The 13442-nt window shown below is 56.7% G+C and carries 12 protein-coding genes; 3 read left to right on the forward strand and 9 right to left on the reverse strand.

The window, feature by feature from the left end:
- Positions 1–84 precede the first annotated feature (84 nt).
- From AC2FFH_RS00005 to AC2FFH_RS00045, 9 genes are all read right to left on the reverse strand, one after another.
- A complete protein-coding gene (locus AC2FFH_RS00005; protein WP_496769698.1) occupies positions 85–1926 on the reverse strand; it encodes a V-type ATP synthase subunit A in 1842 nt (613 codons plus the stop codon).
- Entirely contained in the window at positions 1923–2615 is a 693-nt protein-coding gene (locus AC2FFH_RS00010) for a hypothetical protein (RefSeq protein WP_496780489.1), read from the reverse strand. Before AC2FFH_RS00010 ends, AC2FFH_RS00005 begins: the two co-directional genes overlap by 4 nt.
- Position 2616: 1 nt before the next feature.
- Positions 2617–3294: a hypothetical protein gene (locus AC2FFH_RS00015; protein ID WP_496722054.1), complete on the reverse strand. Its 678-nt coding sequence runs from the start codon at positions 3292–3294 to the stop codon at positions 2617–2619.
- Complete coding sequence (locus AC2FFH_RS00020) at positions 3294–3737, reverse strand: ATP synthase subunit C (RefSeq protein WP_050602715.1); 444 nt, start codon at positions 3735–3737, stop codon at positions 3294–3296. Before AC2FFH_RS00020 ends, AC2FFH_RS00015 begins: the two co-directional genes overlap by 1 nt.
- A complete protein-coding gene (locus AC2FFH_RS00025) occupies positions 3734–5530 on the reverse strand; it encodes a V-type ATP synthase subunit I (RefSeq protein ID WP_496843482.1) in 1797 nt (598 codons plus the stop codon). The genes AC2FFH_RS00020 and AC2FFH_RS00025 overlap by 4 nt, the downstream gene beginning before the upstream one ends.
- Complete coding sequence (locus AC2FFH_RS00030) at positions 5527–6132, reverse strand: V-type ATP synthase subunit D (RefSeq protein ID WP_496722050.1); 606 nt, start codon at positions 6130–6132, stop codon at positions 5527–5529. The genes AC2FFH_RS00025 and AC2FFH_RS00030 overlap by 4 nt, the downstream gene beginning before the upstream one ends.
- Entirely contained in the window at positions 6110–7471 is a 1362-nt protein-coding gene (locus AC2FFH_RS00035; RefSeq protein WP_496843483.1) for a V-type ATP synthase subunit B, read from the reverse strand. The genes AC2FFH_RS00030 and AC2FFH_RS00035 overlap by 23 nt, the downstream gene beginning before the upstream one ends.
- Positions 7472–7662: 191 nt before the next feature.
- Positions 7663–9066, reverse strand: a complete 1404-nt coding sequence (locus AC2FFH_RS00040) for an MATE family efflux transporter (RefSeq protein ID WP_496843484.1) — start codon at positions 9064–9066, stop codon at positions 7663–7665.
- Positions 9067–9128: 62 nt separating this feature from the next.
- Positions 9129–9257, reverse strand: coding sequence for a hypothetical protein (locus AC2FFH_RS00045; RefSeq protein WP_496843485.1), 129 nt, complete (start codon positions 9255–9257; stop codon positions 9129–9131).
- A gap of 356 nt (positions 9258–9613) precedes the next feature.
- Here AC2FFH_RS00045 and AC2FFH_RS00050 point away from each other — a divergent pair, with 356 nt between their 5' ends.
- From AC2FFH_RS00050 to AC2FFH_RS00060, 3 genes are all read left to right on the forward strand, one after another.
- On the forward strand, positions 9614–11536 hold the full coding sequence (locus AC2FFH_RS00050; RefSeq protein ID WP_058274781.1) for a DUF3604 domain-containing protein: 1923 nt from the start codon (positions 9614–9616) through the stop codon (positions 11534–11536).
- A 76-nt stretch (positions 11537–11612) separates the two neighbouring features.
- Positions 11613–12443 carry a peptidyl-prolyl cis-trans isomerase gene (locus tag AC2FFH_RS00055; protein ID WP_496843486.1) on the forward strand — a complete coding sequence of 277 codons (831 nt, stop codon included), beginning with the start codon at positions 11613–11615 and terminating at the stop codon, positions 12441–12443.
- Positions 12440–13441 (forward strand): HupE/UreJ family protein, encoded by a 1002-nt coding sequence (locus AC2FFH_RS00060; RefSeq protein WP_496843487.1) that lies wholly within the window; start codon positions 12440–12442, stop codon positions 13439–13441. The genes AC2FFH_RS00055 and AC2FFH_RS00060 overlap by 4 nt, the downstream gene beginning before the upstream one ends.
- The last annotated feature ends 1 nt before the right edge of the window (position 13442 follow it).

The following is a 13442-nucleotide window of genomic DNA, read 5'->3' on the forward strand; positions in this document are numbered from 1 at the left end:
GCCCGTTCGTCTATCGGTTAGGACGCCAGGTTTTCAACCTGGAAAGAGGGGTTCGATTCCCCTACGGGCTACCACTTCTCTGACTTACACCCCAAATTTTTCGCGGCAAAGATCCTGAATCTGTCCCCACAGCGATTTGAATTCCGGTGTATTTTCTGCAGCATAATGGAAATTCTTCATCAAACCGGTAAGCTGTGTAAAGACTTGACGGACTTCACCCTTATCCGCAAATTCCGCGGTCGATTGCGTGACATCGTAGACCAGTTTGAACGTCATCTTCTGACGCTCCAGCGGAACGGTGGCATCCACTTTGTCGAATGCGTCCTGCTGCAGATAGACCATGTCCACGAACAGGCCCTTTTGCTGGATCACGAAATCCTCGATCGTGACGCCCTCTTCACCAGTGACCTGCATCATCTGATCGACCTGCTCGCCTTTTTCGATCAGCGCCAGCAGATCGCCCACCTTGCCTGTCCAACCAGCCTCGGCGTTCTTGTCATACCAATCCGAGAGTTGTTCAGTATAGCGCGACCAACTGAGCAAGGGATCGACGGCGGGATAGAACCGTTTGTAGGCTCGTTCCGAGGACAGCCCAAGAAAGCACTTCACCGTTGACAGCGTGGACTGCGTCACTGGTTCGTCAAAATTGCCTCCCGCTGGTGACACAGTGCCGATCAACGTCAGGCTACCCAGGTCGCCATCGTTTGTTTTCAGCGCCCCAGCACGCTCGTACAGGCCCTTGATCGAACTCTCCAGGTAGGCAGGAAAACCCTCTTCACCCGGAATTTCCTCCAGCTTGCCGGAAGTCTCGCGCATGGCCTGCGCCCAGCGACTGGTACTGTCCGCGATCAGCAGAACATCATACCCCATCTGACGGTAGTATTCGCCCAGCGTGATTCCGGTGAAAATCGACGCCTCGCGAGCCGCAACGGGCATGGAAGAGGTGTTGCAAATGATGATCGTCCGATCCATCAGACTTCCGCCCGACATCGGATCGGTCATCTTGGGGAATTCGTGGATCGTTTCAACAACCTCGCCCGCGCGTTCACCACAGGCAACGACGATCACGATATCCACTTTGGAGTTCCGCGCGATAAGGTTTTGAAGCACAGTCTTACCCGCCCCGAACGGGCCGGGAATACAGGCCGTACCACCACGCGCGATGGGAAAGAACGTATCAATCAAGCGTTGCGAGGTCAGCACAGGTTCAGTCGGGTACAAGCGTTCGGACAGGGCACGTTTCAGAACCGTTTCAGGCAAGGGCCGCCGAACTGGCCACTTCTGACACAGCGTCAAAGTGTGCTCACCCCCCTGCTCGTCTTCAAGTCGGGCAACAATCTCATGGATTGACGCGGCCCCTTTCTGAACCCAAACGACCTTGTATTCGCCAACCCAATTGAAGGGCAGCATAATTTTATGGGTGAACCGGCCTTCCGGAACAGTTCCGATGCTGTCGCCTGCCGTGACTGTATCTCCAACCTTAACCGAGGGCGTGAAGGACCATTTCGCCTGATCGTCCAACGGTGCTACATCGGCCCCCCGCGGCAAGAAGGTTCCAAATTCGGAAGCAACTTTGGGCAAAGGCGATTGCAGGCCGTCAAAGACCTGACCCAACAGCCCCGGCCCCAGTTCTACAGACAGCAACTGACCCGATTGTTCCACCGGATCGCCAACGGCCACGCCGTCTGTGCTTTCATACACCTGTACATCAGCTGTGTCCCCGCGCACGCGCAGCACCTCGGCTTTGAGCCGTTCCTGACGCCCGCCCGGTCCAGCACGGGTCGGCAGGATGAACACCACCTCGTTTTTGACCAATTGGCCCGGAACTCCGGCGGCATCTTGGTTGGCCTGAATCTGCACCAGCCCTTCCTGGACCGAGACGACACGGGCGGTTGCGGTTTGAACCGGTGGTGTTTGGGCAGTCATGCGCTTACTCTCTCAAAATCGAATTCTGCGACATTGGCCATGGCCTGCTGGGCCAGTTTCTCAAATCTTGTGGCTGCGTCCTGAGCGTTGCTTTGCGCCCATCGATCAAAAATGTTCCAGATCAGGACGTATATTGCCACGGCCTCAAAATCGAACAGGTGGCGGGCGGCGTACCGTTTCAGTTGCTTATGGCTGACCGATAACAACAGTCGCTCCAGCCCCAAAGGGTCCTCGGCTTCTAACAGCTGACGCGCGTCCTTGATCCACGGCATCGGCACCAAAAGTCGGAAATCCGGGTCCCCCCAGTTGGCTGGAATATGGCGGCTCCAACGTCCAATGCCGTACGCTCCCGAGGGCGGATTGCCTCCACGCGCGCGCAGGCGCAGTGCAGCAACTACAGTGCGCAAGTCCATCCGCTCAAGGAACAGTCTACGCAAGGTTGGTTGCGGAATTTTGCCCAACGCCTGATTGCATCGCTGTACTGCCTGCGCATCCGTGACATCCATGTCATATGCACTCCAGTTCAGCGCCTGCTCCAACGCTTTCAGAACACGCGCATCCTCAGATGCAAGCGCGGTCAGGCGACGATCCAACCGCAGCCGTGACAGCGGTGGCTGCTTGGCCACAAACAGCCGTTCAGATCCCGGCAGGCTGCTGATCAGCGCGATATAGGCGTCAGGGTCTGACATCTCAGCGGATCACACCTTCCAGCACGGCACGGAACCGCGGCTGAAGATGCTCCATCAGCAGTGAGGCGACCGCCTTGTCCGTCAGGTCCAGCACAACGCCCTGATCTTCGGCCCGAACGCGGATACCATCTTGGTTGTCGTCCGATGCATGCAGCTCTACCTGTTCGCGCAACATTTCAGCTGTCAGCCCAAGAACATATTTGGTCAGCTTGCCAGACTGGATGTCATCCGCGTTCTGCTTGATGTCTTCCTGCGTCGCGACTTTGGCAGGCAGAATGACCTGGACCTTGCCATCCAGATTGACGCCATCAGCCTCTTGACCGACGACCTCCAAAATCATCTGTTTCAGCAATTTCGGGTCAGCCATTTCCTTGGTCACCAGACGTTCGACATCTTCACGAAACCGGTCGGTCAATCCACCTTTCATGGTCAGAACTGCATCACGCATGGCGGTATTCAACGCCTCTTCTCCCGCCGCGCGGTATTTGTCGGAATCGCTGCGCGCCTTTTTCTGATAGTCGTCCGCTTCGCGTTTCGCGTCAGCCAAGATTTTGGCGGCTTCGGCCTTGGCCTCTGACCGCAGTTTTTCAGCGTCAGCCTGACCAGCCGCCACGCCATCATTTCGCAGCTTATCGATCAGGGCATCCACACCGTGTGAAATCATGCCATCCTGCGCCATCAGCTGATCCCCGCGCTGATCACCAGAGCAAAGACAAAGGCAAAGACGCCGAACCCTTCGATGATCGCCGCCGGAGCCAGTGCCAGGCCAAAGATCTCGGGCTTTTCCTTGGTGGCGTTGATCGCCGCAGCACAGGCCCGACCCTGCCAGATCCCGCAATACATCAATGCGATGCCTGACAGGATACCTATCCCGAACAAGCCGCCCGCGTTTTCGGGTGTCACATCTCGGTTCAAGGTAAACATGATGACGATGCCGTAAATCACCATGGTCGACGGAAAGGCTGATACGCCAACAAAGCGCCCATAGCCGCCTTCAGTTTCTGTCATGGCGCCAATACTGGCCATGCCGGCGATGGAGCACCCGATCGCGCTGGAGGCCGCGCCCAACGCCATAGGCGCGTAAATGCCCAGCCAACCCAATGTCAAAACAAGCTCATTCATTCCTGAACCTCCTTGCGGGCGAACGGGCGAAAGACAACGCCTTCGTCCGGCAGACCCCATTTAAAGAATTCGATGTAATTGAGACGTAATCCGTGGACGACGCCGCTCATCATGGCGAGGGCGAAGTTGAGAATGTGGCCAGTGATCAGGATCAGCAGCGCAAAAAGAACGCCCAGCCCTTTGAGCGAATGCATGACTGAAACCGCCAGATCGTTGAAGGTGATCGCCAATGAGGCTGAGGCCAGACCTAACGCAAACAGGCGCATGTAGCTTAGCACGTCTCCGAACGCCCCCATGGCCCCGGCAAGGCTTTGCAGCCCTTCGATCAGGCACCAAACCCAGTCGGTTGGTTTCTTGATGACCCGCTCGCTTGAGAACCAGACGATGGCCAGAACCCCGATCCCCATCAAGGCCGCACCCGGCACCGGAGAATTGCCCTTCATGTAGCTAAGCCACAAAATGAATCCTCCAATCAGCGCCGCGATCCAGCCCAGATTGGCAATGGCGTTTCGGTGCCCCCAAGCCGCGCGGGCGGCAAGCGCATTGGCCAGCACCAGATGCAATACGCCAACGACAATCGAAACCATCATCATCGCGCCGAAATTGTTCAGGTCGAGCAGTTTGAGCTTGGACCAGAACGACCCCTCAGTTGGCGATACGCCGAAATAGCTGCCGACCAATATGCCGTACAGGATCGTCGCCCCCGAGATGATCACGCCAAAGCGTCGCCAGGAACGCTCATGTGGTGTGCGATCAAGGCGTTTCCAAAACAACAAGAGCCCCGCCAAGATAATTGCCCCGTACCCGGCATCGGCCACGATCATCGCAAAGAAGATCGCGAACGAAACGGCGACGATGACGCTAGGGTCCCAATCCTTGTAACCCGGCACTTGATAAAACAGTGCCAAGTCTACAGCAGCACTGCGCTTTTCTGGTTGTTCTAACAAGGTGGGCGGGCTGTCTTCGGGGCCGGGTTCTTCGATCAGCACAGCGGCATCCTTGGCGTTTGCCATGTCCAGAACCGCATCTATACGATCCTCGGGCACCCAGCCCTGAAGGGCAAACATCGCCTCTTCGTCGCGCACCTTTTGGGTAGCATGGGCCAGCTCAGCCGCACTTTCGGCAACCGACAGGTTCCGGCGCATCAGTGTCAGGTATCGGGTCTGCGCGACGCGCTCAGCCTCAAGCGCTTCGATGGCGATCTCAGCCTCTTCCAGTTGCGCCTCAAGCTCGTGAATGGGCAGCGATCCTGTGTGCGTGCGCGGGACTGGAAGGATATCGTCATCCGGCTCATCCGGGTCGATCAGCACGGCATAGATGAACCTATGGTCCTGCTCGAGTATAGCCCAGGGCATATCCAGGGCTTCCAACGCATCGCGATGCTTGAGCGGCAGTTGATAGAACCACAATCGGTTCCCTGCTAATACATCGTCGGGTGGAAAATCCAGGTCACCCCAAGGGCGAACCTGCGCGATCCGGTTGGCCAGAAAATCCCTTTGGTCCGTCATGTCACGGGTCCGTTGCATCAGGTCCAGCACATCCTTGACGAACTGCTCCATGTCAAAACCGGGGTCGCGCTGGATTTGTCGGCGCGGTTCGGACACGTCATGCAGGAACCGCAGCGCCTTATAGGCGTCCCGCGCACCACGCTCGCTGATCTTTTCCGGTTCAGAGGGCGGCGGGACCAGCGGCAGGACGTGCATGCATCCCAATTCCTGCAGCGCCTCAAGCGTTTCGGTCTTTTGATTTGATCGCCCGACCAGTGACAGTTTCTTGAGGCGCGCGACACTCATGACACCGCCTCCTGCGCATGTTTGCGCTTTGAGATTTTCGACCGGACCACGGCCTGCATCTGTTCATCACTCAGATAAATGCGGATTTTCTTTATGTTCGCTTTGGCGCGCGGGATCAGAACCTTTTCGAACAGATTGACACGCTGGGTGATGGTGGCCACAGCCCTATCGAATATCTTCACCCGCTCTTCGGCCACTTTGACCCGTAGACGCGCCTCGATCATATCGTGCAGCAACCGGGCCGCCGCATCGACCCAATGAGGTTTGGCCAGATAGGAATACAGACGCACCGCGACCTCGATCCGGTCTAGCGCAGGCATCTTTACGCCCACGACGTTGACCTCTTTGACTTTGTAGTCTTTCAGCGCGACCAACCCGTCCAGATCAACGCCTTGCTGCGCCAGCATCGGCAGTTTTTCTCCAACCTTTTGCGCCAGTTCCTGCACCTCATCCTGAAGGCGCTGCACATCTTCGCGCGCCTTCGCGCGCTCGGCCATCAATTGCTGACGCTTAAGGTCCAGCGATGGCAAGAACCGCTCATAGCTTTTCAGCTGCGTCTGCTCGCGCGCGAGCGACGATTTATTCAGCTGCAACCGCGCCATCGGCATCCTTTGGGAAATACTTTTCGATCAGGGCCTGTTTCATCAGTAGCTGCTCAGGTGCGAAACACTCGGCCAGAGTTTTCCACCCCAAATCCAGCGCATCTTCCAGCGAGATTGAAACGTTGATGTCCATGAACCGGGTCTTGAACAGGTCACCAAACTTCAACAACTGATGGTCGTAATCCGAAAGGTCGAACGCCATTGCCTGTTTCTGCGCGGCGTCGCGACTTTCGGAATAGAACCGGATCATCGTGTTCATGATCTGCCCGTGATCCTCGCGCGTCGTCTTGCCGATCACGTTCTGCTTGAGCCGCGAGAGGCTGCCGAACGGGTCAATCACTCCCGAGTGCAAATAGATCTGCCCCTCGGTGATATAGCCCGTGTTGTCGGGCACCGGATGGGTCACGTCATTGCCGGGCATCGTCGTAACGGTGAGCACAGTGACCGATCCGCCCTTGGCATAGTCGCAGGCTTTTTCGTATCGGCGGGCCAGCTGGGAATAGAGGTCGCCCATATAGCCACGCTGCGACGGTACGCGCTCTTGGCTGATACCAACTTCCTTCATCGCGTCGGCATAAGCGGTCATATCAGTCAGTAGAACCAGCACGCGTTTGCCCTCTTCCACCGCGAATTTTTCGGCCACGGCCAGCGCCATATCGGGTACCAGCAGCCGTTCGACCAGCGGGTCCATCGCCTGGTTGACGAACATCACTGTCCGGGAAAATACGCCCGCATCCTCGAAGGACGTCCTGAAAGTAAAGTAGTCGTCAAAGATCAGCCCCAGCCCGCCAAACACCACGATATCCGCATCCGCCTGAATACCAATTCTGCTGAGGAACGCGTTGAACGGCTCACCCGAGACCGAAAAAATCGGGATTTTCTGACTTTCGACCAACGTGTTGAACACGTCGATCATCGGCACATCCGTTCGGATCATCTTGTTGGGAACGGCGCGTTCCGCAGGGTTCACGGTCGGCCCGCCAATATCCACGCGCGGTTCGGATGACAGGTCGGGTCCGCCATCGATTGAAACGCCCGCGCCATCAAAAACGCGGCCCAGAATGTTCTGCGAATACGGCGTCTGCATCGGGTGGCCCAGAAACGTCGCCGTCGCCTCGGTCGAGATGCCCTTGGTGCCGGAAAACACCTGCAGGGTGACAACATCTCGGTCAATGAAAATCGCCTGCGCAAGTGTCTTGTGGCCGTCCACGGTTTCGATCACGGCCAGATCGTTGAAACGCACCGCTGCGTCGGTCGATCCGCCCAGAGGCACCCTGACTTTGATCGTGTCTCCAACAATCTCAAGAACACGCGTGTACTTCAAAAGACTTCCGGACATTGCTCATCCTCGGTCGTTAAAGGTGTTTTTTGAAGTCAACGCCCCGAAATAACTTGGCGTTTTTTGCAATCATAAGCTCAGCTTACAACGAATTCATAAATTGGCAAACGAGGATGTCTTCGTTGCGACAAAGGAGACGAAAACCGCCCCTGGTGACCAAAACCGTTGGTATTCAAACGCGCTGGGAGGGCTCACCACCCCCTTCGCCCGAACAGGGATTGCAGCCGGCTTTGCCCGGCAAAAGGATCGACCTCTGATGGCGCAGTCAGGCCCGAGACAACGCGGCGCACCATTACCCAGCAGATTGCAGCAAATATCACACCGCCCAGCGCCTGCCCCAACAACACTCCCGGAGCGCCTGCGAAATAGGCTCCGGCCACTGCAAATGGCCACGTGCCCAGCGTATGTCGCCCCCAGTTAACCCACGTGGAGTAAATGGGATAGCCAAGGTTGTTGAAGCTGGCATTCGCAACAAAGATCACCCCGTTGAAGAAGGACGCAAGGGCCAGCGGCCCGCAAAACAGATAGATCAGCGCCCGCGTCTCGCCCTGGGCCTGAAACAAGTTGGCGATGGGGGCACGCAGTATGAACAACACCGCCGCCATCAGAACCACATAGACGGCAGTAAATTTCACGCCCGCCAGGAATGCGCCCTTCACCCTGTCATACTGCCCTGCCCCAAAGTTCTGCCCGACAATCGGGCCTATGGCCCCGGACAGTGCAAACACGACGGAAAAGGCGACAGGCATCAACCGCCCTATTACCGCCATGCCAGCCACGGCGTCTGTTCCAAACTGTGCAACCTCACGGATCACGATGGCGTTGCCGACCGGCGTGGCGACATTGGTCAGAACTGCCGGTATTGCAATCGCCCGAACCGGTTGGAGGTCATCCATCACTTGCCTCAGCGACGGTCGCGCAAATCCATGGTGCACGCGCACTGCGGGCCGGACCGCCGCTATCAGCATACAGATACGTGCAATAACCGAGGCAATCGCCGCCCCGTCCAGGCCAAGACCGACAGCGAAAATCAGGATCGGATCCAAAATCGCGTTGGCCAGCCCGCCGTAAATCGTGGCCTGCATGGACCGGCGCGCATCGCCATGTGCACGCAGCACGGCCATACCCGTCATTGCCACTGCCATAACCCACATGGTTGGCAGAATAATGCTGACATACCGTGCGGCCAGTTGCAGAACTTCGCCCTGCGCGCCCAGCAAGGACAGAAAAAACTTGATATTGATCATGACGATAGCAGACACAATCAACCCAATCAGAATCCCAAGAAGGGCAACGCTGGTCCCAAATTGCCGGGCTTTTTCGGGCCGCCCGGCCCCCAACTCGCGGGCGACTAGAGCCCCGGCTGCGATGGACAGCCCCACATTGATCGAGTTGGTGAAAAACAAAAGCGTGCCCGCATAGCCGACCGCTGCGGCCAAGGCGTCATTGCCCAGCATTGAGATGAACACCATGTCCACGAAATCCACGGCAAAGATTGCCATAAGACCAATGCTGGTGGTCAGCGACATTCGGGTCACATGCCCCATCAGACTGCCGGTCAAAAAGACAGCCATGCCCGTGGATTGTTGTGTCATTGGCTGGTCCGTCCCTTTGTCCTGGAAATCAATCTGCCCGCCATGGGCACCAGTCAGCAACCTCAAACTTGTGCAGTGCGCGACGAATACTGCCCTACCTTTTTGGCAATCCGCATTTTGCGCCGCTGCGATGATGTTGCAGTACGAAAATCCTTGCCGCTTTGCATATCGGCATCCAGCGCTGCGTCCACTGGCGCCTCGCATCCAGCATTCTAAGTCAACGATTTTGCCGGAAATGCCTGATCGACGGGAAGGTTGCCGTTCTCAACGAACAGGACAAACTCACCCATCCCGGCGCGTACTACCTTTTCGGCGCATACGTTTGCGCAGTGTATGTCGAGGGCGGGCACGCATGTGGCCGCCGTGTGAAACGGTCGATGGCGGTGAGGTACTCTGACCGCGGGTACCGCCATGCGGGGTACCAGCCTGCACTGGACGCGGGTCTCATGGTAGAAAAATCAGTACCAAAACTCGCTCAATACATTATAAGAAATGAATATACTGAGTTTACGATATTCGATTAGCGCGAAGACCTGGGGAGGATTCAATGCTTCGACTTACAACCTGTTTGATCTCTTTGCTGACACTACCAGCGCTTGTTTGGGCAGACGCGGTCCCCAGCAAAGAGGCTGCTGAAGGCACCTTTGCTGACCGCCCATATTCGCCCTACGCCAACCGATCGTTCCCCGAACGGCCGCTTTGGGGTGATACACACCTGCACACCGGTTTGTCGCTGGATGCGGGCGCATTCGGAAACACCTTGCTTCCTGATGAGGCATGGCGGTTCGCAAAGGGGGAACAAGTTATTTCGTCAACCGGTCAGGCCGTCAGGCTGGCGCGGCCCCTGGATTGGATGGTGCTGACGGATCATACTGATTTGATGGGTTTCGCCCCGGACCTGCAGGCCGGTAAACCTGGCGTTATTGGTGACCCAAAAGGCTTGGAGTGGTACGAGGGATACAAAGCAGGCGGTGAAGAAGCCGGGAAAGCGGCCTTCGACATTATTACAAATTTCTCTCAAATGACCCTGCCGGAAATCCTACTTGAGTCATACAGCCCGGGCGCGGACGCATTCGCATTTACATGGGAAAACATCGTTATGGCAGCGGAACGGCACAACGACCCCGGCAATTTCACCGCCTTTATTGGGTTTGAATGGACGTCCGTTCCCAAGGGGTTCAACCTGCACCGCAATGTCATGCTACGTGACGGGCCAATTCGGGCACTGCAAATGGTGCCACCCGTGACTCAGCCTCCTTACGGCGACACCGACCCCAAGGCGCTTTATGCGTGGCTTGAAGAATATCAGGGTAAAACCGGCGGTCGCGCGGTTGCTTTTGCACATAACGGCAACCTGTCAAATGGCTGGATGTTCCCCACTGAAGATACTTATCACGGCGGCAAGGTAGACGAAGAATACGTGCAGAACCGCGCCAAGTGGGAGCCGCATTATGAGGTCACCCAAATCAAAGGCGACGGAGAAGCACACCCCTTCCTAAGCCCGGAAGACGAATTTGCGGACTATGAAAACTGGGACGTCGGCAACCTCGACATTACCGAGCTGAAAACGGAGGACATGCTGGCCGGTGAATATGCCAGAGAAGCCTTGAAACGTGGCCTAATGCTGGAAGAAAAATTCGGGGTGAACCCTTATAAGTTCGGAATGGGTGGGGCAACAGACAGCCACACATCGCTGGCAACAGCTGAAGAGGACAACTTTTTCGGAAAATCCGTCAGCGTTGAACCGTCGGCCACAAGAATCCAGCACCCCTTCATCGCCAATGATCTTGGCGAAATCCCCGGCGACCTTCTTGTCGCATCTGGTTACACTGCCGTCTGGGCCACCGAGAACACGCGTTCGGCGATCTTTGATGCTTTCAAACGGCGTGAAACCTATGCCACGACTGGTCCTCGGATCGGTCTGCGGTTCTTTGGTGGATGGGAATTTGACGAAGCAGATCTTGAGACCCGGTTCCTTGCGGACGTTGGCTACACCAAAGGCGTTCCGATGGGCTCGGACTTACGCCCTAACGAAGGTGATGGAGCGCCTTCATTCCTGATTGCAGCGCTACGCGATCCGGTTGGGGCCAATCTGGACCGGGTACAGGTCGTAAAAGGGTGGCTCGATGGCGAAGGAGAATTGCACGAGAAAGTCTACGACGTTGCATGGTCGGATGACCGGGCTGCTGATGAAAACGGCAAAGTCCCGGCTGTCGGCAACACCGTCGATATCGAAACCGCCAGCTGGAGTAACACGATTGGCACCGCCGAGCTTGTGTCGGTTTGGGCCGATCCAGACTTTGATCCAAATGCGCGGGCCTTCTACTATGTCCGGGCGCTTGAAATTCCCACACCCCGTTGGGTCCTGTACGACAAGGTCCGGTTCGGTATTGAATTGCCGGAAGAGGCGCAGCTGATCCATCAAGAGCGCGCGTATTCGTCGCCAATCTGGTACACACCTAGCGAGTAACCGAACAATACACTAAAGACATTGCCGGGCGGCCAACCCCGCCCGGCAATATTGCGACACGACATTGAGAACCCGCATGCAAATTCTAAAACAACCTTTAGTCCACTTCATTTTGATCGGGGTTGCCATTTTCGGTTGGTTTGCATGGATTTCCCCGCAACAGGACATCGTTGAAGAAACCGACACGATCACAGTTGATGGTAACGATGTCGCCCTTCTGAAAACACGTTTCCAAAACAGCTGGAACCGCCCACCGACGGAAGACGAGTTACAGGCCCTGATTGACGGGGCGATCCGCGAAGAAGTTCTTGTGCGTGAAGCACGCAAGCTGGGCCTGGATCAAGGTGATCAGGTCATCCGTGCTCGCCTGGCGCAGAAGATGGATTTTCTGACTGACGCAATCGCGGCTTCGATCGAACCCGAGCCCGAAGTGTTGCAGACCTTTCTGAACGAAAACCCGGAACGGTTTACCAAACCGGCACAGATTGCTTTTGATCAGATCTACCTGAACGAGAACGCTGAGCTGGATGCCATCGAAAGCGCGATTGAGGCTGCAAACACTCAGCAGGACTGGAGCAGCATCGGATCGACAACTTTGCTTCCAAAGTCGATGCCTCTGACAGTAGTGCGCATGGTGGACGCAAACTTTGGCACTGGCTTTTCGGCGGCTCTGAATTCGTTGGAGCCAGGCAACTGGTCCGGCCCAGTCCGATCCGCATATGGCATCCACGTCGTTCGCGTTACAGACAAACAAGACCCCATATTGCCAAAGCTGGAAGATATCCGCGATACCGTTTTACTGGAATGGCGCCGCGAAGCCGGGTCGGACCTGGCGCAGGCGCAATATGAAAGCCTGGCGTCGAATTACCAGGTCGAAACACCCGACATGGACAAGGCAGTCGAATGAAGCGGCTCTTTTGCCTGTTATTCTCGGGCTGGCTGATGTTCGCTGCACAAGCGGGACATGCACATGCACTTGACCCCGGTTATTTGGACCTGCGGCAATTGGCGAGCAACACCTGGCAAGTGCTATGGCGCAAGCCTGATGTGAATGGCCGCCCCATGGGTATCGATGCCATATTGCCCGCTCACTGTGCCCAAAACCGAGGACCCGAGCCACGGTCCGACGGAACAGCTTGGATCGCGACCTGGGTTCTTGAATGCGAGGACGATATCGCCGGTCACACCATCACCATTGAAGGGCTGGAGCAACAACGAAACGACGTTCTGCTGCGCATCCAACCCATATCGTCGGAACCATCCACTTTGCGGTTCACACCCGAGACGCCTGCTTTGGTCATACCAGAACAGCCAACGACCTGGTCGGTTCTGAGCAGTTATTTCCGCCTTGGGTTCGAGCATATCCTGGAGGGTTGGGATCACCTTCTGTTTGTTTTCGCTTTATTTGTGCTGGTGCGCGACCCATGGCGGTTGGTCGGGGCGGTTACAGCCTTTACCGTCGCGCATTCCATTACGCTGGCGCTTGCCACGCTGGGCGTTCTGAACGTGCCCGGTCCACCGGTCGAAGCCGTGATCGCCTTGTCGATCGTGTTCCTCGCTTTGGAAATCCTCAACCGAAAGGATGGTGAGCTGCGCCTGTCCGAACAATATCCCTGGATCGTCTGCTTTTGCTTCGGATTGTTGCACGGACTGGGATTTGCTGGCGCCTTGGCCGATATCGGAGTTCCAACCGAGGATATCTTCGCGGCACTGCTGGCCTTCAACATCGGGGTCGAGGCCGGTCAGCTTCTGTTCATCGCCGCACTGTCGGCCCTGATCCTGTTATGGCGTCTTGCGCTGCCAACGATTTCGCAAAAGGCTGGCGTCGTCGCCGTACCCGTCACCGGATATGCCATCGGCTGCGTGTCGCTGTACTGGTTGGTTGAACGCGTCAGCGGGTTTTGAT

The organism is Ruegeria sp. YTSC003 (assembly GCF_059609785.1).

What these genes read in the sequence shown, in the direction of transcription:
- AC2FFH_RS00005 (WP_496769698.1), bottom strand. Translation starts at nt 1,926, where the DNA reads ATGACTGCCCAAACACCACCGGTTCAAACCGCAACCGCCCGTGTCGTC.
- AC2FFH_RS00010 (WP_496780489.1), bottom strand. Translation starts at nt 2,615, where the DNA reads ATGTCAGACCCTGACGCCTATATCGCGCTGATCAGCAGCCTGCCGGGA.
- AC2FFH_RS00015 (WP_496722054.1), bottom strand. Translation starts at nt 3,294, where the DNA reads ATGGCGCAGGATGGCATGATTTCACACGGTGTGGATGCCCTGATCGAT.
- AC2FFH_RS00020 (WP_050602715.1), bottom strand. Translation starts at nt 3,737, where the DNA reads ATGAATGAGCTTGTTTTGACATTGGGTTGGCTGGGCATTTACGCGCCT.
- AC2FFH_RS00025 (WP_496843482.1), bottom strand. Translation starts at nt 5,530, where the DNA reads ATGAGTGTCGCGCGCCTCAAGAAACTGTCACTGGTCGGGCGATCAAAT.
- AC2FFH_RS00030 (WP_496722050.1), bottom strand. Translation starts at nt 6,132, where the DNA reads ATGGCGCGGTTGCAGCTGAATAAATCGTCGCTCGCGCGCGAGCAGACG.
- AC2FFH_RS00035 (WP_496843483.1), bottom strand. Translation starts at nt 7,471, where the DNA reads ATGTCCGGAAGTCTTTTGAAGTACACGCGTGTTCTTGAGATTGTTGGA.
- AC2FFH_RS00040 (WP_496843484.1), bottom strand. Translation starts at nt 9,066, where the DNA reads ATGACACAACAATCCACGGGCATGGCTGTCTTTTTGACCGGCAGTCTG.
- AC2FFH_RS00050 (WP_058274781.1), top strand. Translation starts at nt 9,614, where the DNA reads ATGCTTCGACTTACAACCTGTTTGATCTCTTTGCTGACACTACCAGCG.
- AC2FFH_RS00055 (WP_496843486.1), top strand. Translation starts at nt 11,613, where the DNA reads ATGCAAATTCTAAAACAACCTTTAGTCCACTTCATTTTGATCGGGGTT.
- AC2FFH_RS00060 (WP_496843487.1), top strand. Translation starts at nt 12,440, where the DNA reads ATGAAGCGGCTCTTTTGCCTGTTATTCTCGGGCTGGCTGATGTTCGCT.